This is a genomic window from Pseudarthrobacter lactosi, assembly GCF_055412785.1.
This window is the reverse complement of sequence record NZ_JBVAYS010000004.1, coordinates 137026-161792: the sequence shown is the minus strand read 5'-3', so window position 1 is coordinate 161792 and position 24767 is coordinate 137026. Positions and strand designations below refer to the sequence as shown.

Annotated in this window: 20 protein-coding genes; 16 read left to right on the top strand and 4 right to left on the bottom strand. The window is 65.2% G+C overall.

The genetic code is table 11. The features are described 5' to 3' along the window. The first annotated feature begins 41 nt into the window (after positions 1–41). The 13 genes from ACZY0Q_RS17900 (at position 42) to ACZY0Q_RS17840 (ending at position 13385) form a co-directional block, all read left to right on the top strand. Positions 42–773 carry a TetR/AcrR family transcriptional regulator gene (locus ACZY0Q_RS17900; RefSeq protein ID WP_463918823.1) on the top strand — a complete coding sequence of 244 codons (732 nt, stop codon included), beginning with the start codon at positions 42–44 and terminating at the stop codon, positions 771–773. A 115-nt stretch (positions 774–888) separates the two neighbouring features. Then, a complete protein-coding gene (locus ACZY0Q_RS17895) occupies positions 889–1248 on the top strand; it encodes a hypothetical protein (protein WP_463918822.1) in 360 nt (119 codons plus the stop codon). A 224-nt stretch (positions 1249–1472) separates the two neighbouring features. Then, positions 1473–3344 carry a molecular chaperone DnaK gene (gene dnaK, locus ACZY0Q_RS17890; protein ID WP_463918821.1) on the top strand — a complete coding sequence of 624 codons (1872 nt, stop codon included), beginning with the start codon at positions 1473–1475 and terminating at the stop codon, positions 3342–3344. Between the two features lie 2 nt (positions 3345–3346). Further along, on the top strand, positions 3347–4033 hold the full coding sequence (locus tag ACZY0Q_RS17885) for a nucleotide exchange factor GrpE (RefSeq protein WP_463918820.1): 687 nt from the start codon (positions 3347–3349) through the stop codon (positions 4031–4033). A 141-nt stretch (positions 4034–4174) separates the two neighbouring features. Further along, positions 4175–5149, top strand: a complete 975-nt coding sequence (locus ACZY0Q_RS17880) for a DnaJ C-terminal domain-containing protein (RefSeq protein ID WP_463918819.1) — start codon at positions 4175–4177, stop codon at positions 5147–5149. A 15-nt stretch (positions 5150–5164) separates the two neighbouring features. Further along, the gene (locus ACZY0Q_RS17875) at positions 5165–5590 is read left to right on the top strand and encodes a heat shock protein transcriptional repressor HspR (protein WP_308292606.1); all 426 of its coding nucleotides are present in this window, start codon (positions 5165–5167) and stop codon (positions 5588–5590) included. A 370-nt stretch (positions 5591–5960) separates the two neighbouring features. Next, positions 5961–7226 (top strand): urea ABC transporter substrate-binding protein, encoded by a 1266-nt coding sequence (gene urtA, locus ACZY0Q_RS17870; RefSeq protein ID WP_463918818.1) that lies wholly within the window; start codon positions 5961–5963, stop codon positions 7224–7226. 33 nt (positions 7227–7259) lie between these two features. Beyond that, entirely contained in the window at positions 7260–8144 is an 885-nt protein-coding gene (gene urtB, locus ACZY0Q_RS17865; protein ID WP_463918817.1) for an urea ABC transporter permease subunit UrtB, read from the top strand. Next, positions 8141–9286 carry an urea ABC transporter permease subunit UrtC gene (urtC, locus tag ACZY0Q_RS17860; RefSeq protein WP_463918816.1) on the top strand — a complete coding sequence of 382 codons (1146 nt, stop codon included), beginning with the start codon at positions 8141–8143 and terminating at the stop codon, positions 9284–9286. The genes urtB and urtC overlap by 4 nt, the downstream gene beginning before the upstream one ends. Continuing rightward, entirely contained in the window at positions 9283–10086 is an 804-nt protein-coding gene (urtD, locus tag ACZY0Q_RS17855) for an urea ABC transporter ATP-binding protein UrtD (RefSeq protein ID WP_463918815.1), read from the top strand. Before urtC ends, urtD begins: the two co-directional genes overlap by 4 nt. Continuing rightward, positions 10086–10778, top strand: coding sequence for an urea ABC transporter ATP-binding subunit UrtE (gene urtE, locus ACZY0Q_RS17850; protein WP_463918814.1), 693 nt, complete (start codon positions 10086–10088; stop codon positions 10776–10778). The genes urtD and urtE overlap by 1 nt, the downstream gene beginning before the upstream one ends. Positions 10779–10928: 150 nt before the next feature. After that, positions 10929–11300 carry a hypothetical protein gene (locus ACZY0Q_RS17845; RefSeq protein ID WP_463918956.1) on the top strand — a complete coding sequence of 124 codons (372 nt, stop codon included), beginning with the start codon at positions 10929–10931 and terminating at the stop codon, positions 11298–11300. Between the two features lie 159 nt (positions 11301–11459). After that, positions 11460–13385, top strand: a complete 1926-nt coding sequence (locus ACZY0Q_RS17840; protein WP_463918813.1) for an FAD-binding monooxygenase — start codon at positions 11460–11462, stop codon at positions 13383–13385. A 39-nt stretch (positions 13386–13424) separates the two neighbouring features. Here ACZY0Q_RS17840 and ACZY0Q_RS17835 read toward each other — a convergent pair whose 3' ends face one another. After that, positions 13425–14282: a prephenate dehydratase gene (locus ACZY0Q_RS17835; RefSeq protein WP_463918812.1), complete on the bottom strand. Its 858-nt coding sequence runs from the start codon at positions 14280–14282 to the stop codon at positions 13425–13427. Positions 14283–14442: 160 nt separating this feature from the next. Here ACZY0Q_RS17835 and gdhA point away from each other — a divergent pair, with 160 nt between their 5' ends. Together gdhA and ACZY0Q_RS17825 are read left to right on the top strand one after the other, a co-directional pair. Then, the gene (gene gdhA, locus ACZY0Q_RS17830; RefSeq protein ID WP_463918811.1) at positions 14443–15780 is read left to right on the top strand and encodes an NADP-specific glutamate dehydrogenase; all 1338 of its coding nucleotides are present in this window, start codon (positions 14443–14445) and stop codon (positions 15778–15780) included. A gap of 266 nt (positions 15781–16046) precedes the next feature. Next, positions 16047–17336, top strand: coding sequence for an ammonium transporter (locus ACZY0Q_RS17825; protein ID WP_463918810.1), 1290 nt, complete (start codon positions 16047–16049; stop codon positions 17334–17336). A 189-nt stretch (positions 17337–17525) separates the two neighbouring features. On the opposite strand, the gene ACZY0Q_RS17820 is transcribed toward ACZY0Q_RS17825, so the two are convergent. Continuing rightward, complete coding sequence (locus ACZY0Q_RS17820; RefSeq protein WP_463918809.1) at positions 17526–18548, bottom strand: family 43 glycosylhydrolase; 1023 nt, start codon at positions 18546–18548, stop codon at positions 17526–17528. A gap of 151 nt (positions 18549–18699) precedes the next feature. Further along, on the bottom strand, positions 18700–20364 hold the full coding sequence (locus ACZY0Q_RS17815; protein ID WP_463918808.1) for an HNH endonuclease signature motif containing protein: 1665 nt from the start codon (positions 20362–20364) through the stop codon (positions 18700–18702). Positions 20365–20452: 88 nt separating this feature from the next. Here ACZY0Q_RS17815 and ACZY0Q_RS17810 point away from each other — a divergent pair, with 88 nt between their 5' ends. Next, the gene (locus ACZY0Q_RS17810) at positions 20453–21229 is read left to right on the top strand and encodes an HNH endonuclease family protein (RefSeq protein WP_463918807.1); all 777 of its coding nucleotides are present in this window, start codon (positions 20453–20455) and stop codon (positions 21227–21229) included. A gap of 12 nt (positions 21230–21241) precedes the next feature. Here ACZY0Q_RS17810 and ACZY0Q_RS17805 read toward each other — a convergent pair whose 3' ends face one another. Beyond that, the gene (locus tag ACZY0Q_RS17805) at positions 21242–24724 is read right to left on the bottom strand and encodes a DEAD/DEAH box helicase (protein ID WP_463918806.1); all 3483 of its coding nucleotides are present in this window, start codon (positions 24722–24724) and stop codon (positions 21242–21244) included. Between the last annotated feature and the right edge of the window lie 43 nt (positions 24725–24767).

Sequence of the window (24767 nt, the reverse complement as noted above, 5' to 3'; positions counted from 1 at the left end):
TCAATTGTTGACACTGCTCTGACTTGTGCCATGCTGGACCGATGAACGACCCTGCCGTGGACGCGGAAACCACCCTTCGGACGCCGCGGGAGCGCGCCCGCGCCCAGACCATTGCTGACATTGTCCGGCTGGGCCGGGAGCATCTGGCCACGCAGGGTGCGGCAGCGCTGTCCCTCCGCGCCGTGGCGAGGGACCTGGGCGTCGTCTCGTCAGCCGTCTACCGTTACGTGGCCAACCGGGACGAGCTCCTCACGCTCCTCCTGGTGGACGCCTACAACGAGCTTGGCGATGCCGTGGATGCTGCCGTCAACGCAGTGCCGGAGCGTGACTTTGCCGGCAGGTTCAAGGCGCTTGGCCGGGCCGTACGGACCTGGGCGCTGCGGGAACCCGCGCGCTACGGACTCCTGTTTGGCAGTCCGGTGCCGGGATACCAGGCTCCCGCGGGCCAGGCCACGCCGCCGGGAACGCGCGTGATCTACCGCCTGATCGTCATTCTCGACGGCGCCCACCGGGCAGGTGCGCTGACCGCGGCGGCGCCCGCCGCCGTCGTGCCTTCCGCCTTGTCCGCCGATCTGGAAGCAATCCGCAGCGAACTCGGGCTCGCCATGCCGGACGAGCTCCAGGCGAACGGTGCCCTGGTGTGGACGTCGCTCTTCGGCGCCGTGAGCTTTGAGGTCTTTGGCCAATATGGAGCGGATACCTTCCGTGCCCCCGACGAACTCTTTGAGCACCACCTCACCGTCCTTGCGGGGGTGGCGGGGCTCGGGGCCTGACAGATACCCGCAGAACGCCCCGGCTTCTGGCGCCACCCCTGTTTAGGCCGCCTCCGGCTGAGTAGACTCCAAATGCGCCCGGATGGACGCGGGAACTCGAAGGAGAGATCACGTCATGAGTGAGAACACCGCACCTGAAGAAGAACGCCGCAAGGGCAGCACCGAACCCGGCATGGAGGGCGAAGGTGACCAGTATGAGGAGGCCGACTTCGGCGAGGCCGGCGTCGGCGGCGCGGAAAACCAGCCCGCGGAAGGCGACTATTCGGAAGGCGATTACGGCGAGGCCGGCGTCGGCGGCACGGGGAGCCAGCCCGAGGAGGGTGACTATCCGGAAGGCGACTACGGCGATGCCGGCGTGGTGGGCGGCGCGGAGAACCAGCCCGAGGAAGGCGACTATCCCGAAGGTGATTACGGCGACGCCGGCTCCGTTGACAGCGCGCGCGAGGTGGAAGTGGACGAGGACAAGAACCCGTAGCGGCCGTTCACGCACAGCGAACTACTGTCCGGGAAGCAGAATTTCGGCCGAAAAACCCCGTAAATCCAGGGAATTCCCTACAGGTGCCGTGACATATAAATCCAAAGTTGAGCGGACTCCGCTCAACTTTGGATTGACATGGCCAGCGCCATGAGTAAAGTTGAGTGCAGAACGCTCAACACTCGGGCGCCAGCAAGTTTCCAAGGAAAAGAAGGAAGCAACACATGTCACGTGCAGTAGGTATCGACCTCGGAACCACTAACTCCGTCGTCTCCGTTCTCGAAGGTGGCGAGCCCACCGTAATTGCCAACGCCGAGGGTGGCCGCACCACGCCGTCCGTCGTTGCATTCTCCAAGTCCGGCGAAGTCCTGGTTGGCGAGATCGCCAAGCGCCAGGCCGTCAACAACATCGATCGCACCATCGCTTCCGTCAAGCGCCACATGGGCACTGACTGGTCCGTTGGCATCGATGACAAGAAGTACACCGCGCAGGAAATCTCCGCCCGTGTGCTCATGAAGCTGAAGAACGACGCCGAGTCCTACCTTGGTGAGAAGGTCACCGACGCCGTGATCACCGTTCCGGCCTACTTCAACGACGCCGAGCGCCAGGCCACCAAGGAAGCCGGCGAAATCGCGGGCCTGAACGTCCTGCGCATTGTCAACGAGCCCACCGCGGCTGCACTGGCCTACGGCCTGGACAAGGGCAAGGAAGACGAGCTCATCCTGGTCTTTGACCTCGGCGGCGGCACGTTCGACGTCTCCCTGCTCGAAGTGGGCAAGGACGAAGACAACTTCTCCACCATCCAGGTCCGCTCCACCGCAGGCGACAACCGCCTCGGCGGCGACGACTGGGACCAGCGCGTTGTGGATTACCTGCTGAACCAGCTCAAGGTCAAGGGCATCGACCTGTCCAAGGACAAGATCGCCCTTCAGCGCCTCCGTGAAGCCGCTGAGCAGGCCAAGAAGGAACTCTCTTCTTCCAGCAGCACCAACGTTTCGCTCCAGTACCTCTCCGTCACCCCCGACGGCCCGGTCCACCTGGACGAGCAGCTGACCCGCGCCAAGTTCCAGGAACTCACCAAGGACCTGCTGGAGCGCACCAAGAAGCCGTTCCACGACGTCATCAAGGAGGCCGGCATCAAGCTTTCCGAGATCGACCACATCGTCCTCGTCGGCGGATCCACCCGTATGCCCGCCGTCTACGACCTGGTCAAGGAACTGGCGGGCGGCAAGGAGCCGAACAAGGGCGTCAACCCGGATGAAGTTGTGGCCGTTGGCGCAGCACTCCAGGCCGGCGTTCTGAAGGGCGAGCGCAAGGACGTCCTGCTGATCGACGTCACCCCGCTGTCCCTGGGCATCGAAACCAAGGGTGGCGTGATGACGCACCTGATCGAGCGCAACACCGCCATCCCCACCAAGCGGTCCGAGACCTTCACCACGGCTGATGACAACCAGCCGTCCGTGGCCATCCAGGTCTTCCAGGGCGAGCGCGAGTTCACCCGCGACAACAAGCCGCTGGGCACGTTCGAGCTGACCGGCATCGCGCCGGCTCCGCGCGGCGTCCCGCAGGTCGAGGTCACGTTCGACATCGACGCCAACGGCATCGTCCACGTCTCCGCGAAGGACAAGGGCACCGGCAAGGAACAGTCCATGACCATCACCGGCGGCACCGCGCTCTCCAAGGAAGACATTGAGCGCATGGTCAAGGACGCGGAGGAGCACGCAGCCGAGGACAAGGCCCGCCGCGAGGCGACCGACACCCGCAACACTGCCGAGCAGCTCGCGTACTCCGTGGACAAGCTGATCGCCGACAACGCCGACAAGCTGCCTGAAGAGGTCAAGACCGAGGTCCAGGCCGACGTCGACGAGCTCAAGAAGGCCCTCGAAGGTACCGATGACGCAGCCGTGAAGACCGCGTTCGAGAAGCTCCAGGCTTCCCAGACGAAGCTCGGCGAGGCCATCTACGCCCAGGCCGGTTCGCCGGACGGTACCACCGGCGCTGCAGGTGCCGAAGGCGCCGCTCCCGCAGGTGACAAGGCGGCCGACGAGGACATCGTTGACGCCGAGATCATCGACGAAGACGAAGCGAAGAAGTAGCCATGCCGCACCACGGTAACGAGGAAGAGCACAACTCTTCACCAGACCAGGGCAGCGGCCACCAGGAGCCGGTCATCCGGGACAACCGCAAGGTTGATCCGGTGACCGGACAGGCCCGGCACCCGGAGGGCGAGCAGCCCGCTGACGCGCCGAAGGGCGAGCCTGTGGACGGCGAGCTCGTCGACAGCGATGGCGATGCACTCGCCCAGGCCGAGGAAATCCTCAACGGCATCGAGGTGCCGGCTGAGGAATCGGTGGCACAGGGTGCAGGACAGGCCGAAGCCGCCGAGCTGAAGAACGATCTCCTCCGCCTCCAGGCCGAATACGTCAACTACCGTAAGCGTGTGGAGCGCGACCGGGCCGTGGCAGGGGAGATGGCCGTCATCGGCGTCCTGAATTCCCTGCTTCCGGTACTTGACGACGTCGACGCCGCTCGCCAGCACGGTGACCTGACCGACGGCCCGTTCGCCGCGATCGCCACCAAGCTGGAGAACGCGCTGAAGACGTACGGCCTGGTCCGGATTGATGAGACCGGAGTGGATTTCGATCCCACGATCCACGAGGCCCTCATTCAGCAGCCCGGCGAAGACATCGAGGTTGACACCGTCAGTCAGGTACTCCGCTCCGGCTACAAGTCAGGCGAACGCGTCCTCCGGGCCGCACAGGTCATCGTCGCAGTTCCGGCCTAGCATTACTCCGGTGGTTGAGCTTGGGGCCACGACCGCAGGGTTCCCTGACCGAGCTTGCGAGGTTAGGGAACGATTGGGGAGCGAGACCCAGGTTTCGGCAAGCTCAACCACCGACCCATAACTTTTTGAAAGGAAACGCCATTGGCTAGCCAGGATTGGGTGGACAAGGACTTTTACGCGATCCTTGGTATCGCCAAGGACGCTTCCGACGCCGACATCAAGAAGGCGTACCGGAAACTTGCCCGCCAGCACCACCCGGATACGAACTCGGGGGACGCTGCGTCGGAGAAGAAGTTCAAGGACATCTCCGAGGCCTACTCGGTGCTGTCGGATCCGGACGAGCGCCAGCAGTATGACGCCATCCGGGCTATGGGTGGCGGCGCGCGGTTCGCTCCCGGCGGGGCCGGCGGCGGCAACGGCGGCTTCGAGGACATGTTCGGCGGTCTGTTCACCGGCGGTCCGGGGCGCCAGCCCGGCGGCTTCAACTCGTCAGGCGGCATCCCGCCCGAGTTTGCTGACCTGTTTGGCGGTGGCGGCTTCGGCGGCCAGACCGGCTTCCAGCGTCCGCCTTCCAAGGGTGCCGACCGTACGGCGACCACTAGTATTTCCTTCTCAGGCTCCATCCGTGGCACCACCATCGGCCTGCGCGAACCCAGCGGTGACGTCATTGACGTCCGCGTTCCCGCCGGCATCAAGGACGGCCAGAAAGTGCGCGTCCGCGGCAAGGGGCAGCCGGGACCCGCCGGCAACGGCGACCTCATGGTGGCCGTGTCCGTCAAGCCGCACGAGTTTTACACGCGCGACGGCGACAACCTCCGCATCCATGTCCCGGTCACCTTCCCGGAAGCTGCCTTGGGCGCCGACATCCAGGTCCCCACCATCGACGGCGAAACCGTCAAGGTCCGTGTTCCGGCCGGCACACCGTCCGGGCGCACGCTCAGGGTCAAGGGCCACGGGGTGAAGACTTCGAAGTTCACCGGCGATCTCCTGGTGACTATCGACGTCGCGGTTCCCAAGAACCTGAACAAGGAAGCCGAAGCAGCAGTGAAGGCCTTTGCAGAAGCCACGGCCGACGCCGACGTCCGTGAAGGCCTGGCCGCCAAGGCCCGGCTCTAAGCAACGGAGCCGACAGTGGATATCAGCGCTGACCAGCCGATCTTCGTGATCTCCGTCGCGGCTGAACTGGCGGATATGCACCCGCAGACGCTCCGGCAGTATGACCGGCTGGGCATTGTTTCGCCCAGCCGGGCGCCGGGGAAATCGCGCCGTTATTCGCAGCGGGACATCAACATGCTGCGTGAAGTCCAGCGGCTGTCCCACGAAGGCGTCTCGCTTGAAGGCATTAAGCGGATTCTTGAGCTCGAGAACCAGGTGGCCGCGCTGCAGCGCAGGGTGAGCGAACTGACCGAGGAGCTGGGCCGCCGTCGTGATCCCCTTGATTCGCGGATCTTCGCGGCCGGTGCCGCCGGCGACGTGGTGAGCCTGGCCCGCGGCCAGCGCCCCCGCGCCCGCTCGCAGGCCGTGGTGGTCTGGCGGCCCAGGGCGCTGGGCGAATAGTCGCCACCCAGGCAGTCGGTCGACGCATAAATAGCCCTGTCCGTAGCTTGAGTGCTGCACATAGCCGCAGGTGAGACCCGTTTAACGGCGCCCAGACCGGATTGTGTCCGGCGGCCGGGCGAAAGTTACGACGGGGCAGGTTTCCCGCAGGTTAACTCTCCCAGCCCCCGCTTTCTCGCGGTTTTCCCCCGCACGCCTGCCGTGCGCCTCAACTCCCGGGGGCCCTGCGAGCCGCCCCGAAACGGTCTCGAAACCAACCGGGCAGGTGCCGAAACAATTCGCTCCTACGTTCATCGCAAGGGGTCACATCTGACGGACCTCGGAGGCGAGCCGCTGCCCAGCGCAGTGGCGGAGTGAGAAGCAGGTACACATGAGGGTTTCGGTCACCAAACGCGCTTTCCTTCCTCTGGCGGCAGCCGCCATGGCCACAGTCCTCGCAGGTTGCGGCAGCCAGATAGCCGATCCGGCGTCTGCTGGCTCCGCCGCGAGCAGCGCCACCTCCTGTGTTGACACCTCGGGCATCAGCGTCAAAGTGGGGTTCATCAACTCCCTGTCAGGCACCATGGCAATCAGCGAGAGCACCGTCTTCGACTCCCTGACCCTGGCCGCCGAGGAGATCAACGCTTCCGGCGGTGTCCTGGGCAAACAGCTTGAGGTCATCAGTGAGGACGGCGCCAGCGAACCGACCAAGTTCGCGGAACGTGCCGGGAAACTGATCCAGCAGGACTGCACGGCCGCGGTATTCGGCGGCTGGACCTCGTCAAGCCGCAAGGCGATGCTCCCCGTGGTTGAGGCCAACGACGCGCTGTTGTTCTATCCGGTGCAGTACGAGGGCCTGGAGTCGTCCAAAAACATCTTCTACACCGGGGCCACCACCAACCAGCAGATCATTCCTGCCTTGGACTACTTGGCGGAACAGGGAACCAAGTCACTCTTCCTTGTTGGCAGTGACTACGTCTTCCCGCGAACAGCCAACAAAATCATCCAGGCCTACGCCGCGGCCAAGGGCATCGAAGTCCTCGGCGAGGAGTACGCGCCGCTGGGCTCCACGGAATTCTCCACCATCGTCAACAAAGTCCGGGACTCCAAGGCCGATGCGGTCTTCAATACGCTAAACGGCGATAGCAACGTGGCCTTCTTCCGCCAGTACAAGAGCGTTGGCCTGACGGCGGACAGCATGCCCGTGGTCTCCGTTTCCATCGCCGAGGAGGAAGTCCCCGGCGTCGGCCTGGACAACGTGGAAGGCCAGCTGACTGCCTGGGATTACTACCAGACCCTGGACACGCCGGCCAACAAGAAGTTTGTGGCGGCATTCAAGGCGAAGTTCGGCGCCGAGCGTGTGACGAGCGACCCCATGGAAGCGGCCTACACCTCGCTGTACCTCTGGAAAGCCATGGTGGAGAAGGCAGCTTCATTTGACGTGGACAAGGTACAGGCCGCCGCGGACGGCGTGACCTTCGAAGCGCCTGAAGGCCTGGTCACCGTCAACGGGGAGAACAACCACATCACCAAGACACCCCGCATCGGCAAGATCAATTCGGCGGGCCTGATCGACACGGTCTGGTCTTCGCCCGCTCCGGTTGAACCGGACCCGTACCTGGCCACCTACGACTGGGCCAAGAGCCTGGCCAAGTAGCGGCCGCGGAACATCGACGAAAGGCCTGCTGGAATGGAACTCCTCATAGGGCAGATGTTCGCCGGACTCAGCCTGGGCTCCGTGCTGCTCCTGGCGGCACTGGGACTGTCATTGACCTTCGGCCAGATGGGGGTCATCAACATGGCCCACGGTGAGTTCATGATGGCCGGGGCGTACACGGCCTTTGTGGTCCAGCGGGCCATCTCCGACGCGGGCGTATCGCTGCTGGTGTCCATTCCCGCAGGCTTCCTGGTGGGAGGTGTCCTGGGGCTGGTGCTCGAGGCGGTGCTGCTGCGCCGCATGTACCACCGGCCCCTGGACACACTCCTGGTCACATTCGGGGTGGCCCTCATCCTGCAGCAGGCCGCACGTGACATTTTCGGCGCACCCAGCGTCGATGTCCGCGCACCGGCGTGGCTGCAGGGGAATATCGAGTTGCTGGGCGCTCCCATCCCGCTGACCAGGCTCTTCATCCTGGGGCTTTCGCTGCTGTGCCTGGCCGGACTGGTCCTCCTCCTGAAGGCCACGCCACTCGGGCGCCGTATCCGCGCTGTTGTCCTGAACCGGGATCTCGCGGAGACGAGTGGGGTGTCAACCCGGCGCAGCGACCAGCTGACATTCTTCATCGGTTCGGGCCTGGCCGGCATCGCCGGCGTAGCCGTCACCCTCATTGGTTCAACCAGCCCCTACCTGGGCACCAACTACATAGTGGACGCCTTCCTGGTGGTGGTGGCCGGGGGCATCGGCCAGATCAAGGGAGCCGTCATCGCCGCCTTTGCCTTGGGAGTACTGCAGTCCGTCTTCGAATACTCGACGACGGCCAGCATTGGCAAGGTCCTGATCCTGATCGTGATTGTGGTGTTCCTCCAGCTTCGGCCGCAGGGCATCTTCAGCCTCAAAACAAGGAGCCTGGCATGAAAAGCCTGTTGCGCGGGCGGTTGGGAACAGCAGCCGGATTCACCCTTGGCGCAGCCCTGCTCCTGGGAGTTGCACCCGCGGTGCTTCCGGCGTTCAACCTTGGCCTGCTGGGGAAGTTCCTCTGCTTTGCGATCGTTGCAGTTGGCGTCGGCCTGGCCTGGGGGCGCGGCGGCATGCTGACCCTGGGCCAGGGCGTGTTCTTCGGGCTTGGCGCCTACATCATGGCCATGCACATGAAGCTGGCCGACGCCTCGCTCTTCGGTGGCTCAGGTGTGCCGGACTTTATGTCCCTCTACGGCAGCGGCGAGGTGCCCGGCTGGTGGGAACCGTTCCGGAGCCCCGCGGTGACGCTCCTTGCTGTGGTCCTGGTTCCGGGCCTCGTGGCACTTGTCCTGGGCTTGGCGATCTTCAAGCGCCGCGTCAAAGGTGCCTATTTCGCGATTCTCAGCCAGGCGCTAGCGGCCGCCTTCGCCGTATTACTGATCGGCCAGCAGGCTACAACCGGCGGTTCCAACGGACTCAACGGATTCCGCTCCTTCTTTGGTTTTGACCTGCAGGACCCGAACAACAAGCTCATGTTGTACATGATCGCGGCGGTTGTCCTGCTGCTGTCGCTCGCCATTGCCCGGCAGCTGATGCACAGCCGGTTCGGTGAGCTGCTGGTGGCGGTCCGTGACCAGGAGGAGCGCGTCCGTTTCCTGGGCTACGATCCGGCGACCGTCAAGACCGTCATCTACGTGGTCGCCGCGGTCCTTGCAGGCGTTGCGGGGGCCCTGTTCGTCCCGCTCGTCGGGATCATCTCGCCTGCGGACGTGGGCGTGATCCCGTCCATCGCATTCCTCATCGGCGTCGCAATCGGCGGCCGCGCCACACTCCTGGGGCCCGTCCTCGGCGCTGTCTGCGTCGCTGCCGCCCAGTCCAGCCTGTCCTCAACTTTCCCGTCCTTCTGGGTGTACTTCCAGGGCCTGCTGTTTGTCCTGGTCATCGGATTTATGCCGGGCGGGCTTGCGTCTTTGCCGTCGCTGGTGGGCAGATGGCGCAGAACACCGCCCCCAGCGCCGTTGCCCGAAGCTCCTGGTCCCGAAGCTCCTGGTCCCAATCTTGAAGTCAAAGCCACCAAGCCTGAGGAGGTCAGCAGATGACGACGCCCACGCTGCTCCCTGACGGGGAGCCGCAGGCCGGGGGATGGCGCCGCGGCCGGCCAAAGTACCTTGAAGTCCGCAATCTCTCGGTTTCCTTTGACGGATTCCTCGCCGTGGACAACGTCAACCTTGATGTGATCCAGGGCGACCTGCGGTTCCTGATCGGGCCTAATGGTGCCGGGAAAACGACAGTAATCGATGCCATCACCGGCCTGGTGCCGGCTACGGGTTCTGTGAACCATACCGGCACAGAGATCCTCGGCCGGAAAGTGCACCAGATTGCCCGGCTGGGTGTGGGGCGCACCTTCCAGACCGCAAGCGTGTTTGAGAACCTCTCCGTACTCCAGAACCTCGACATCGCCGCAGGCTCCGGCCGGAGCCCGCTCCAAATGCTTCGCCGACGGAAGTCCGTGGACCCGGCCGTGGAGGAGGCGCTGGAGATCATCGGACTGGAAGGCGAGGCGGACAAAAAGGCAGGCATCCTGGCCCACGGACAGAAGCAGTGGCTGGAAATCGGCATGCTCCTGGTACAGAACTCGGACGTGCTCCTCCTGGATGAGCCCATCGCGGGAATGAGCCAGGATGAGCGCGGGGAAACCGGCGAGCTGTTGCGCCGCATTGCGGCCAACCGCATCACCCTGGTCATCGAGCACGACATGGACTTCGTCCGGGAGTTCGCCACGTCCGTCTCTGTCCTTGCCGCGGGCAAGGTCCTCAGCGAAGGAAGCGTGGCGCAGGTGCAGGCAGATAAGAAGGTGCAGGACGTCTACCTGGGGACGTCGGGAACGGAAGGACACTGATGCTGGAAATTGAAGACCTGCAGACCGGTTACGGCCGCACCCAGGTAATTACCGGGGTGAGCGTGACGGTCCCCGATGGGGCGGTTGTCTCGGTGCTGGGGCACAACGGCGCCGGCAAAACAACATTGCTGCGCGCCGTCGTCGGGCTCCTCAAACCCATGGCCGGACGCATCACCCTGGATGGGGAGGACATCTCGGGCCTCCGCCCGCACCAGCGGGTGGCGCGCGGCATGGCCTATGTACCGCAAGGCCAGCAGTCATTCGGGCAGCTGTCCGTTATGGAGAATCTGCAGCTCATCGCTGACGGGCGCAGGAACGGCACTGTACGCGTGGCAGAGGCCCTCGATATGTTTCCTGCGCTCAAGCCGCTGCTGGCACGGCGGGCCGGGCTTCTGTCCGGTGGCCAGCGGCAGCAATTGGCCATTGCCCGGGCGCTGATCACCGACCCGCGCCTGCTGATTCTCGACGAACCAACCGAAGGGATCCAGCCCAACGTTGTGGCCGAGATCGAAGCAACCATCGTCAAGCTGTCCCAGCGCAACGGCATGAGCATCCTCCTGGTGGAGCAGCACGTCGGTTTTGCCCTCCATGCGGCGGACAGCTACTACGTCCTGTCGGCCGGAAAGGTCTCCTCCTCAGGAGCCGGCGGCGCCGGATCGGCGGGCAATGTGCGGCAGGCAATGCTCATCTGAGGCAAGAACAACGCTTGTCCCATGCCGGAAAAGCGAGTACCCACTACTCGTGACCCGACAACCCCTATTGGCTTCAATGGAACTTCAGCTGGTCTCACAGCGCAGGTTCGAGGTTCTGGGGGTTTTCGCGTGTTTGGTTCTTCAGTCGTTATGTTCGCAGGGTCCAGTGTTGGGCTGATCCTGCTTGCCATCGGTCAGACCGTCGTGGTGGTGTGCATGTGCTTTGACATGGTGCGGGCGCTGTCCGTGCCGAGGTCGCACCGGCGCTACGTGGCCAGCACGGTCTTCCGGACGCTGGCCGTTCCGGCCATTATTTCCACCGGCATGAGCGTGCTGATCGACGCGCTGGCGTGGTCCTGGATGGACGTGGCCATGTCTATGTTCGTGATGGTGGCGATCATCTTCCGCCTGCACCACGACAAGGACGAGGACAGCTGGTGGAAGGGCAAGGGCAAGAAACTCGCCCGCTGGGCCCGCCGCCAGTTCAGCCCCGGAACGTCGGCAGCGCCGGCGATGGGCTAGCGCCTCCGGTGGTCCCCGGCTCACGGTCGCAGGGGCCGGTTGTGGCTTGCATCACGTACGCGTAGAATTCCACTTCAGTGCATCTATTCGTATATGGAACGTCAAGTTCTATTATCGAACTACATGCCACCCAGCCACACAACGAAGTGAGGAAAACCCGTGCAGTTCCACCACCACGGTTACGTATCCGGTGACCCGCGGGTCCAGCCAGCATCCGGCATCGGTTTGGACCGGCCTGCCGAGCTCCCCGAAGAAGTGGACGTGCTCATCGTGGGCACCGGCCCCGCGGGCATGCTCACTGCGGCCCAACTGTCCCGGTTCCCCGGCGTCACCACCCGCATTGTGGAGCGCCGCCCGGAGCGGCTCGCCATCGGCCAGGCGGACGGTATCCAGGCCCGCAGCGTCGAGACTTTCCAGGCGTTCGGTTTCGCGGAGCGCATCATCGCCGAGGCGTACCGCATCACCGAAATGGCGTTCTGGAAACCGGACCCCGCCGATCATTCCCGGATTGCCCGCGCCGCCCGCACGCCGGACGACCCCACGGGGATCAGTGAGTTCCCGCACCTGATCGTCAACCAGGCCCGCGTGCTGGACTACTTCGCCGAGTTCATGGCCAACGCGCCTGCACGGATGTCGCCCGACTACGGCTATGAGTTCCGCAGCCTCGAAGTCGGCGACGGCGACTATCCCGTCACTGTGAGGCTCGTCCACACTTCAGGCCCTGACGAGGGCCGGGTGCGGGTGGTCCGGGCCAGATACGTCGTCGGCGCGGACGGCGCGCGCAGCAAGGTGCGCGAATCGATCGGTTGCACCATGGCTGGCGACCAGGCCCATCACGCGTGGGGCGTCATGGACGTCCTCGCCGTCACGGACTTCCCCGACATCCGCACAAAATGCGCCATCCAGTCCGGTGCGGGCGGCAGCATCCTGCTGATCCCGCGCGAAGGTGGCCACCTCTTCCGCATGTACGTTGACCTGGGCGAGGTCGCGCCGGAGGACCGCGGGGCCATACGCAGCACCACCATCGAGCAGATCATCGGCCACGCGAACACCATCCTGCACCCCTACACCCTGGACGTCCGCAACGTCGCCTGGCACAGCGTGTATGAGGTCGCCCACCGCCTGACAGACAGGTTCGACGACGTCCTGCCGGACCAGCGCGGCACGCGCACACCCCGCGTGTTCATCACCGGCGATGCCTGCCACACGCACAGCGCCAAGGCCGGCCAGGGCATGAATGTCTCTATGCAGGACGGTTTCAACCTCGGCTGGAAGCTCGGACACGTGCTCGAGGGCCGCAGCCCGGCAAGCCTGCTGGCCACGTACTCGGCCGAGCGCCAGGTGGTGGCGAAGAATCTGATCGACTTCGACAAGGAGTGGTCCACCATGATGGCGAAGAGGCCCGAGGAGTTTGCGAACCCCTCCGAGCTTGAGGACTTCTACGTCAGCACGGCCGAGTTCCCCGCGGGCTTTATGACCCAGTACACGCCGTCCATGGTCACCGCAGAACCGGTGTACCAGCACCTGGCCACCGGTTTCCCCATCGGCAAACGGTTCAAGTCCGCGCCCGTGGTGCGCGTGTGCGACGGCAACCCGATGCATCTTGGCCACCACGCCACGGCGGACGGCCGGTGGCGCATCTACGTCTTCGCCGACGCGGCGCAGCCAGGATCCGAAAAGCAGGGCCCGCCGCCGTCCGTCGTCGACTTCGCCGAGTGGATGGCGAAGTCGCCCCAATCGCCGCTGGCCGCGACGCCGTCGGGCGCTGACCGGGACGCGTGGTTCGACGTGAAAGTCATGTACCAGCAGGACCACACAAACGTTGACATCGGTGCTGTTCCGGCAGTGTTCAAGCCGTCGGTCGGGCCGTTCCAGCTGACAGACTACGAGAAGGTCTACGCCGCCGATCCCGCAGCTGACATCTTCGAGCTCCGCGGCCTGGACCGCGGCGGCGTGGTGGTGGTGGTGCGGCCGGACCAGTACGTGGCGAACGTCCTACCATTGGGCGCGACGGCGGAACTCGCCGCGTTTTTCGCCCCGATCTTCCCTCGCAGTGAGAAGGGGAATGTGCATAACGAGGCATGACCGCGGCTTCGGTCCGCCGCCTGATTCGCTGACTGGGTTTCAGGCCGTGACGGTCTGCGCGGTCCGGAACTCGGCAGCCGGATAGACACCCAGGATGCGGACTTCGGTGGTGAAGAAGTCCAGCTCCTCAAGGGCCAAGCGCAACGGCACGTCCTCGGGGTGGCCTTCGACGTCCACCATGAACATCGTGGCGGCGAATTCGTCGCCCACCATGTAGCTCTCCAGCCGCGTCATGTTCACGCCATTGGTGGCGAACCCGCCCAGTGCCTTGAACAGGGCCGACGGGACGTTCCTGACGCGGAACACAAAACTGGTCACCGCCGGCCCAGGCAGTTCTTCCCGGGTTGGCAGTTCCTTCTCCCGGGCCAGGACCACAAAGCGGGTGGTGTTGGACGGGTCATCCTCGACCCGTGACGCCAGCACCTCGAGGCCGTAGATCTCGGCCGCGAGCGGGGGAGCGAGGGACAGTTTGGTGGGGTCGTTCCACTCCCGAACCTCCCGGGCGGATCCGGCAGTATCGCCGGCGATGACAGGACGCAGCCCGGCCTCCCGGATCAGGCGGCGGCACTGGCCCAGGGCGTGGATGTGGCTGTGGACCTCGGTGGCCGCCTCGATGGTGCTGCCCGGAATGCCCAGCAGGTCAAAGTGGATAGGCAGGAAGAACTCGCCCACGATCTGCAGGTGCGATTGGGGGAGCAGGATGTGGATGTCCGCCACCCGGCCGGCGATCGAGTTCTCAATCGGGATCATCGCCAGCTCAGCCTCGCCGCTGGAGACCAGCTCGAAGGCGTCCTCGAAGCTGGCGCAGGGAACGCTTTCCAGCTGGGGGAACATTTGCATGCACGCGATATTGGAGTTGGCGCCGGGCTCACCCTGGTACGCAATCTTCTGGGCCATGGTCCGTATGGTTTCACGGCTGGTGCCCACCGGCCCAACCCGCCCGCAGTAATATCGCCATTCGGGCGGAGAAGCCGATTGCGACTGCCGCAAAAAGTTCAATAACGGCAATCGTTGGTACCATGCTGAGTTGAACATTCAATGATTTTGAGGAGGCGACGTGGACGCTCGGCTTGAGGCCATCCGGAATACGGTATTGGCGCGGAACCCCGGTGAAGCTGAATTCCACCAGGCGGTGACCGAGGTTTTTGAGAGCCTTGGCCCTGTCCACGACCGGCACCCCGAGTTGCTTGAAGCCGCCATCCTGGAGCGCCTTTGCGAGCCTGAACGGCAGATCATCTTCCGCGTTCCGTGGACCGACGACTCCGGCCGCGTGCAGATCAACCGCGGCTTCCGCGTTGAATTCAACTCCGCCCTTGGCCCCTACAAGGGCGGCCTGCGCTTCCACCCCTCCGTCTACCTGGGCATTGTGAAGTTCCTGGGCTTCGAACAGATCTTCAAGAACGCGCTCACCGGCATGCCCATCGGCGGCGGCAAGGGCGGCTCGGACTTCGATCCGCGAGGCCGCAGCGATGCCGAAGTGATGCGGTTCTGCCAGTCGTTCATGACCGAGCTCTACCGGCACATCGGCGAGTACACCGACGTGCCGGCCGGGGACATCGGCGTCGGCGGCCGTGAAATCGGGTACCTCTTCGGGCAGTACAAGCGCATCACCAACCGCTACGAATCCGGGGTCCTCACCGGCAAGGGGATGTCCTGGGGCGGCTCCCTGGTGCGGCCGGAAGCCACCGGCTATGGCACCGTCATCTTCACCCAGGAGATGCTGAAAACCTGTGGTTCGTCGTTCGACGGGCAGCGCGTGGTGGTGTCGGGTTCCGGCAACGTGGCCATCAACGCCATTGCCAAAGCGCAGACGCTCGGCGCCAGTGTGGTGGCCTGCTCCGACTCCTCTGGCTACATCGTGGATGAGGCGGGGATCGACGTCGCACTTCTTCGTGAGGTGAAGGAAATTGAACGCGGCCGGCTCAAGGATTACGCAGTGCGCCGTCCCGGTGTCTCCTATGTGGAAGCCGGATCGGTGTGGGATGTCGACGCCACTGTGGCGCTTCCGTGCGCCACGCAGAACGAGCTCGACGGCGATGCTGCCGCGCGGTTGGTGCGCAACGGCCTGGTCGCGGTCGGCGAAGGCGCCAACATGCCCTCCACCCGTGAGGCTGTCTCGGTGTTCCAGGATTCCGGTGTGCTGTTCGGGCCGGGCAAGGCCGCGAACGCAGGCGGCGTGGCGACGTCGGCGCTGGAGATGCAGCAGAACGCCAGCAGGGATTCCTGGTCCTTCGAGCACACGGAACAGCGGCTCACCGAGATCATGGTGGGCATCCACCACCGCTGCGCGTCAACCGCGGACGAGTATGGCGACCCCGGCAACTACGTGCTCGGCGCCAACATTGGCGGCTTCGTCAAGGTGGCTGACGCCATGCTCGCGCAGGGGCTCATCTAGCGCGCACCCCACGCTGGCGCCCCGAGCGGCCACCGACCCAGCAGGGGTCGGTGGCCGCTTGCGTTGTTACCTGTGAAACTCGCGTGCCCGTGAGTGAAACGTTGATTTAACCAGCTAGAAACCCATCGCGGAACTGCAGCCATACAGTTGGAACCAGACGGCAATAACTGCCCTCCAATGAACGTGGAACTGGCTCCGCGTCCCTCCTCCCGAGCGGCTCTGACGGCAATTCCCGTTCTCTCTTCGCATCACGAAAGGGGTTTCCCATGGATTCGGGAAATGTCGCTTGGATTCTGGCCAGCTCAGCGCTGGTCTGTATGATGATCCCTGCCCTGGCCCTGTTTTACGGGGGTATGGTGGGGTCTCGTCGCATTCTCAACATGATGATGATGTGCTTTGGCGGCGCGAGCCTGGTGGCAGTGCTCTGGGCGCTCTTCGGCTATTCGATGGCCTTCGGAAACTCCGTGGGCGGCCTCGGACTCATCGGGGACATCACGGAATTCCCGGGCATGGGACAGCTGCTCGCCGCAGACGAGGCAGCCTCCATTCCGGTGGTCCTGTTCGCCGCTTTCCAGCTGTTCTTCGCCTGTGTCACGACGGCCCTGGTTGCGGGAGCGGCAGCCGGACGTATGAAGTTCGGCGCCTGGATGCTGTTTGCCGGAATCTGGGCAACCATCGTCTACTTCCCCATCGCACACTGGGTGTTCGCTTTCTCCTCTGCTGACGGCAGCGTCACGGGCGGCTGGATTGCCAGCGGCATCAAGGCAATCGACTTCGCCGGTGGAACCGCCGTGCACATGAACGCCGGCGCCGCGGCGCTTGCACTGGCACTCGTGCTCGGCAAAAGCTCCGGCTGGCCCAAGATGGAGCACACCAAGCCGCACAGCCGGCCGCTTGTGCTCGTGGGCGCGGGGTTGCTCTGGGTGGGCTGGTTCGGTTTCAACGCAGGCTCCGCACTCTCGGCGGGGCAGTCCGCCTCCGTTGTTTTCCTGAACACCGCGGTGGCAGCTTCGGCCGGGCTCCTCGCCTGGGCGCTGGTTGAGCGCCTCCGCCACGGCGCAGCCACCAGCATGGGCGCGGCATCCGGCCTGATCTCGGCCCTGGTTGCCATTACGCCTGCTTGCGGCGCGGTCAGCCCGCTGGGTGCACTGGCCATCGGCGCCATTGCCGGTGCCGTCTGCTCCCTCGCCATCGAACTGAAGTTCCGCCTCGGCTACGACGATTCGCTCGACGTCGTTGGCGTTCACCTTGTGGGCGGCATCATCGGCACCTTGCTGATCGGCCTGTTTGCCACGGATGCGGCTCCGAACGGAGTGAACGGCCTCTTCTACGGCGGCGGCCTTGAACAACTGGGTATCCAGTCGCTGGCCACAGTTGCCGTCCTGGTCTACTCGTTTGGCGTCACCTGGATCCTGGCCAAGATTCTCGATCGCATCGTCGGCCTGCGGATCAAGCCCGAAGACGAACTCCGCGGCATCGACATCGCCGCGCACTCGGAACTTGCTTACCTCACTGATGAAGACCCGGTGGAGCTCGGTTCGCCGCAGCGGGCCTGAAATCCAGTGGGGCCTGAACTCGAATAGATAAGTCCGGGCGGCGCCCATTGGCGCTGCCCGGCGCGAGCCCGGCTAAGGGCCGAACATCGGACCGGTGCCAGCAGCCGCTGGCTTATAGTTCCGTAGTTCGGCCTTTTGTCGTGCCGGCCTCGACGCCCTGTTCTCGAGCCCGCTTCGGATGCTTCGGCGTCAGATGGTTGTGCAGACGAGGTCGCCGTTGCGAACTTCCAGGACGGCGGCACGGACGTGGCTGAGGTGGGTCTTCGGGTCTGCTGCCATGGCGTCAATGTCCTCGCCATTCCAGTGCGGATGCGTGAAGTAAATGATCAGGGCTCGTTCCCTGCCGTCCGCCGCTGCGTCCAGCGGCACAACGTCCGCATGCCGTCCTGCTACTGGACCGCCGTCGGCCGTTTCAGGATCCGTCAGGATGAGGCCGTTAAGGTACTTCTGCCGGGTCCAGCCACCAGAGGCATCCTCGGAACGGTAGACCGCCTGGCCGCGCCACTCGTCCACAATCATCCAGAACCGGCCGCCGAGCTTGAAGACTTTGGGTCCTTCGTGCGGGCGCCCGCCGATGGTCAGGCCTTCAAGAACCCACGACGTCGGATCGGCAGGCGTGCTGGTTACCGCGCTGTACGTGTTGGATCCGCGGGCCTCGTCCTTGTACCAGAGTCGGTGCCGGCCATCACCGCAAGGGGCCACAGCCGCATCGATGACGCGAGGGGAGTCCAGATCGATAGGCCCCAGGTGTTCCCAGGTAACCAGGTCCCGGCTGGCGAGCTGGACGATAGAGGCGGTGCCGGTCCAGTCCGTACGGACGCCGCCGAGCACCGTCAGGTACATGATCCACTGGTCGCCGATCCGGACGACGTCGGGCGCCCATAGCGTGGCAGGAAGCTCAATTCCCGGCGGAACCAGTCCGTCCAGCGTTCCTTGATACGCCCAAGTGAGGCCGCTGTCGGATGAGCGGGCCACTCCAATGGCCGTGCCGTGGACCCACTCGACGCCGGTCAGCCCGGTTTCCGTGGCCCGTCGCTGCGTGTAGAAGAGCACCCAGTCTCCGGTCAAGGGGTCGGGCACCAATACGGGATCTGTGGGGCCGTCCCAGATGGGATCCCGGTAGGGAGTCCTGAAGGCATCAGCGCTGAGTGGCACGACGCTGGATGCTGCAGGTTCACGGATTGAATCTGAAGCGGCGGCTTCGGTGCGCACGGGAATCTCCAGGTGGATGCGAAGTCAGAATTCCCTACAGCATATGCGGGAAAGTGCTTTCCCGCAGCGGCTTCCCGGCTGCGTGACAGGCTCAGCAGTGCGTGATGGGGTTCAGCCTGTGCGTGACAGGGCTCATCCAGTGCGTGGGGGCTCAGCCAGTGTTAGCGCAGGGGACTGGAGGTGCCGCACCGGCCCCGGGCTGATGTGTAAGCCAGAGGAAGTCGGGTACGGATGGGAAAGGTGCCGGCTCTGCTTCTTGGAGGCGGCGCAGCCATTCCGGCTCCGGCTCCGGCTCCGGCGCTGCCGGCTGATGGCGTTCGGGCAGGGCGGGGCCAGATTCCTTATGGGGGAGTTGGTTCACTATCTGGTTCGCTATCTGGTTCGGCCAGATAGGTGGTTCCCAGTCCGGGTGTTCGCTGGCGTAGTGGCGGCCCGTGGGTGATATCCAGCCGGGTGGTTCGGTGGAACTCGCCGTGCTGGGTTTCCAGGGTGTGGTGTGTTTGAGCCGGTGGTGCTTGGGGCACGGCTGACCCAGATTGCTGATCCCGGTGGTTCCGCCCTGGTGCCAGGCGAGGAGGTGGTCAGCTTCGTTGTCCAGGGACTGGTTGCTGCAGCCGGGGAACGGGCACTTCCCATCCCGCAATCTAAGCCATTGGCGCATCGCTTTGGGTATCCGGTAGCTGTCACGGCCGATTTCCAGCGGTGCTCCGTCGCGGGGGTCGGTCAGGACGCGGTGGAACGAATCGGCGCCGTCGGCAATCAGCTGGCGGGCCATGGATGGCGGAATCGGGCCGTACCCATCGAGCGTCGCGGGTTCATCGGTCAGACCCATCAGCGCGAAGACCGGCACCGTGACCAGGACCTGGGCCTTGGGTGACGGGATCAGATCGGCATGCCCGCCCAGAAGCCAAGCCGCGGCGCTGTCGGCGCGGAGTTGGGTGAGGGTCCTGGACTCGCTGGGTCCCTGCAGGGCGCGGGCGGCGGCGGTGGCGCGGTCCCAGATCCCGGAGGCCTGATGGGCCGGGAGGTAGGCGGAGAGCCAGGCCATGCCGTCACGGTCCGGAGAGTACTCCAGCCGACGGTCGGCAATGCTGCGGGTGTGGCGTTTTTCGATGCTGTCCGGGTGGTGGCGTTCGCGCCAGGTCCGGGCTTTGGCGCGGAACCGGGACGGGATCATCTCCCCGGCCGGGTTCCGCGCCGGGTTGGGCGCGCCCGGGTCCAGGAAATGCGCTTCCAACGCCCGAGCACCCACGGCGTCCAGGTTGAGGGTTTCGTCCACCATGATCCGGGCGTGCTGCCACGAAATGGTCCCCGCTTCCAGGGCGGCCAGCGTCAAAGGCAGAGCGGTGGTCAGGCGGTGTGCTTCGCCCAGCAGCGCGTTACCCGTGCGTTCACTGACGGTCAGGGCGCAGGCGACCTCGGCCACGATGCCCATGTCCTGGGCGGTCTGCTCCTGCGGGGAAGTGATGGGGGCCGCGATGGTCTGGGCGGCCTCGTCGTAACCGCTGGCTGCATGGACCTTCACGGCAGCGAGCATGGCTTCCATCCCCACGGTCCCCGACAGGACGGTCAGGCAAAGCTCAGCCTGCCGGCGGGCCAAGTCCCCACACCTGGCGGATGGACCACTCACTGAAGGGGCATCAGTGGGACCAGTTGCAGACGGACCAATTGCCGCCGGGCTGGCGGCCGGGCCCGCGGCCAGGCCCGCGGCCAGGCCAGCAGCCGGATCCGCGGCCGTCGCTCGAAGCGCCCCGGCCAGCTGCAAAGCAGAGGCCGCGATGGTCTCCAGAATCTCTGCCGCTGCCGTGTTGTCCATACCTCCATCATGACGAGGGGGTACGACATTCAATGGTGACAGACCCCACACCCCGGCATGACAGGTGAGAACGTCCCGCGCCAGTAGCGTGTTCATCTCCGCCGCACTCCTGAAGGACATAACCATCAACCGCTCCGCCGCCACCAAAGCACTGACTCTGTTGACCAGCCTGTTGCTCGCAGGCGCCCTGGCCGGTTGTGATGCCGCGGCCCAGGCCGCAACGCAGGCCGCAAACAAGGTGGCCGAAGCTGTCAGGGAAGCACCGCCGTCGGGAAACCCCGGCGAGTCATCTGTGAGCCCGGCCGACGTGGCAACGGCCCTCGCCCAGCTGGAAACCATCCCGGTGAAGGGTCGCGCCCCCAAGACCGGCTACACCCGCGAGGAATTCGGCCCCGCGTGGGCCGACGTCGACCGAAACGGCTGCGACACCCGAAACGACATCCTCGCCAGGGACCTCGAAGATGAGACGTTCAAGCCCGGTACACAGAACTGCGTCGTTGCCACCGGTACGCTGGCCGATAAGTACACCGGCACAACCATCAGCTTCGTCCGCGGCAACACCACCAGCTCCGCCGTCCAGATCGACCACCTCATCGCCCTCAGCGACGCCTGGCAGAAGGGCGCCCAGCAGCTCAGTGCCGAACAGCGCAGGCAGCTGGCCAACGATCCCCTGAACCTGATGGCTGCCGACGGGCCTGCCAACAGCGCCAAGGGCGACAAGGACGCGGCCACCTGGCTCCCGCCAAACAAGGCGTTCCGGTGCGAATACGTAGCCCGCCAGACCGCAGTGAAGGCCAACTACAGCCTGTGGGTCACCCAGGCCGAGCACGACGCGATCGCCGGTATCCTGACAGCCTGCAGTTAGGCTTGGCCGCGCTCAGTCCTTGAACAGGCCCGCGAGGTCCTCAGCCGTGATCGAACCGCTGGACAGGGCGTCGCCCTCCATCACATCCGCGAACAGCTGCGACTTCCGGGCTTTCAGGGCCATGACCTTTTCCTCGATCGTGTCCTTGGCCACCAGCCGGTAGACCATCACGTTCCGCGCCTGCCCGATCCGGTGCGTCCGGTCCACGGCCTGCGCCTCCGAGGCCGGATTCCACCAGGGATCCAGCAGGAACACGTAGTCGGCCTCAGTCAGGTTCAGGCCAAAGCCGCCGGCCTTCAGCGAAATCAGGAACACCGGCGCGGTGCCGTTCTTGAATTCGTTCACGACGTCGGTACGGTTCCGGGTGCCGCCGTCGAGATAGCAGAACTCGATCTTCTCCTCCACCAGCCGCTCCCGGACCTTGCCCAGGAAACCGGTGAACTGGCTGAAGATCAGCGCCCGGTGGCCCTCGGCCACCAAGTCCTCCAGCTGCTCAAACAGCACGTCCAGCTTCGAAGAGCGGACGCCTGACAGTGACGGATCCACCAGGGAGGCGTCCAGGCTGAGCTGACGCAGCAGGGTCAGGGACTGGAAAATGGTGAACCGGTTCTTGTTCGCGTCCTCGATCAGGCCCAGGATCTTCTGCCGCTCGCGCTGCAGGTGCGTCTGGTAGATCTTCTGGTGGCGCGGGTTCAGCACCACCTCAAGGATCTGCTCCTGTTTCGGCGGCAGGTCCTGGATGACCTGGTCCTTGGTGCGGCGCATCATGAGCGGACGGACCCGACGGCGGAGCTTGTCCAGCTGCCCCTTGTCGCCGTTCTTTTCCACCGGCTTCTGGTAGTACTCGGCGAACCGCTTGGGGCTGGAGAACAGGCCCGGCGCCACGATGGACGTCAGCGCCCAGAACTCCATGAGGTTGTTCTCCAGCGGCGTGCCGGTGATGGCCAGCTTGAAGGCTGCGGGCAGCTTCCGGGCGCACTGGTAGGCCTTGGACTGGTGGTTCTTGACGAACTGGGCTTCGTCGAGCACCAGTCCCGCCCAGGTCTTGGAGGCGTAGGAATCGTAGTCGATCCTGAACAGCGCGTAGGACGTGATCACGATGTCCGCGCCGGCGAGTTCAACAGCCGCATCCTGGCTGTTCTTGGCAAAGGTTTCGCTTACGATGCGAACCGTGAGGCCGGGAGCGAAGCGTGCGGCTTCCGCCGCCCAGTTGCCCACGACGCTGGTGGGGGCCACCACCAAAAAGGGAGTCCCGCCGTCGGGCGCTGGAACGTCGGGCGCCGGAACTGGCGCCCCGACAGAATCAGCACCCCCAGAGACATCAGCACCCTCAGAGACAGAAGCCGCCTGCTCCTTCGCGGCGCACATCAGGGCGAGGGCCTGCACGGTCTTGCCCAGTCCCATGTCGTCCGCGAGGATCCCGCCCAGGCTGTGCCGGTACAGGAAGCTGAGCCAGTTGAAGCCCTCAAGCTGGTACGGCCGGAGCTCGGCATTGAGGGTGGGAGGCAGCGGCAGCCCGTTGATCCCGCCTTCGAGCAGCCCGCCCACGGCCTCACGCCAGGCTGCTGCCTGCTCGTCCACGATGCCGAGCTGCGCGAGCTCGTCCCAGAGCCCGGCCTGGAAGCGGCTGATCTGCAGCGGGGCGTCCTTGTTGTCCTGCAGCGAGCGCGCTTCCTCGATCAGGGCGCGCAGCTGGTGCAGTTCGGGGAGGTCCAGCGAGAAGTAGGCGCCGCTGGGCAGGAGCATCTTGGTCTGGCCCGCGGCCAGCGCGGAGAACACGGCGGCGAAGGAGACCGGCTGGCCCTCGAGCGAGATCTGGATGCCAAGGTCGAACCAGTCGCGCTGTTCCGTGGCTTTGGTGGAGATGGAAACCACCGGCGCTTCCTCGGCCTCGCGGTAGTCGGCGATGTCCCCGGCAGTGTCCACTGAAACGTCCGGCGCGTTCCGGAGTTCGGGCAGGACATCCTCGGTAAAGGCCAGTGTGTCCAGGCCGCTGAGTTCGGCGGACGCGGACAGGCGCGGCGTGCCCCAGCCTCCGGTGGCTGATTCAGCCAGGGCCGGAACAACGTTCCACGGCTGGCCGATGCCCTCCAGGATGCGGGCCTCGGCGGTGTCGTCACGGTAGCCGTGGTCGCCGGGGTGACGCCACAGCGGTTGGGCCGTGACCAGCTTTCCGGACTTGTAGTGCCATTCCCAGTGCAGGCGGACCCGGTGGTCCGCGCCGTAGTTGGCCAGCAGGGAGAGGGTGGGGAGGGCCAGCGCGGGCAGCGCCACCGACTCATCCGTCGCGGTGACCCGGGCGGCCTGCTTGAGCTTCGGGTAGAAGCCGGTGAGGAAGCGGGTCTCGTCCTTCGCCGGGATATGCAGGGGGCTGCCGGCCGTCACGAAGGTCAGCAGTTCCTCGCTCAGCCCGTTCTCCAGCGGGGCCAGCGTGATCACGTTGTCCGCGGAAACACCCGGCAAGGCCTCCCCGCCGGTGGTCAGGAAGATGCCGTGCGCGGGGCGGCCAATGGTCCCTACCGACGCCGGATCAACGTCTTCCCCCTCAACGGTGATGGTGGGCGAGAGCTCCAGCCCGCCGCCGTCGGCCGTTTCGTTTGGGGACTGCCCCGCCGCAGGTTCGTGGCCGTAACGGCTCAAATTAAGCCCGACGGCGGCGGGGGACTCCGCGAGCCGCACCGGCTCAGTGCCGCGGCTGTGAACCAGGGCGAGGCCGATCTTTTTGGCGTCGGTGAGCAGGCTCCACATGTTCTTCCCGGCGAACGTGTTCAGCCCCAGCCACAGCGCGGAGGAGTTGTGGACCCGGTTGGCGGCGGCGGTGTGTGCGGCCAGGAATGCCTGCATCCACTCGATGTGCGCCTCGTTGCATTCGCGGCGGAAGTTCAGGTAGCTCAAGGTGTTCCAGGAGACGTCGCCGCGGATCCACTTGCCCTTGGCGCCCATGATCACGGGCCGGGCCTTGAGCTGGCGCACGCTGCGGAGCGGATCGCGGCGGCCTGTGTAGGAGAAGTGCGGCGCCGGTTCCTCGATCTCGAACTGGAGGGCCAGCGGGATGCCGCTGATGGACTGCGTGATGCCCGGCTGTGAAATGAGCGGGCTCAGTGCCTGCTCCCAGTCGGCCAGGTCCAGGCTGACGGGCTGGCGGGAAAGCCGGGAAACGTCAGCGGGGGCCAGCAGCTGGACGCGGATGGCCGGGTTGTCCTCGGCGGCGAACAGCAGCGCGGCCACGTGCTTGCAGTCCTTGCGGACAGGGCAGCTGCAGACGCCCACGGTGCAGCTCCAGCCGCCCGATTTACGCACTAGCTTGGCCGTGGTGGAGTAAGGGACGTCGGCACCTCCCCGGACCTTGCCCAGCATCAGCCCGGTGGCGGCGTCGAACGACATTCCGGAAACCCGGCTGCCCATGGCATACGCCAATCCGGCCGCGAGGGAGCGGTCGTTAATGGCGGGGGTCTGTATTGCCAGTGCCGCACTCTCGTCCGGTTGGGATGGCATGGTGCGCGCTACTTTCAGCTGGCCACGGGGGTGCCGTGTCCGA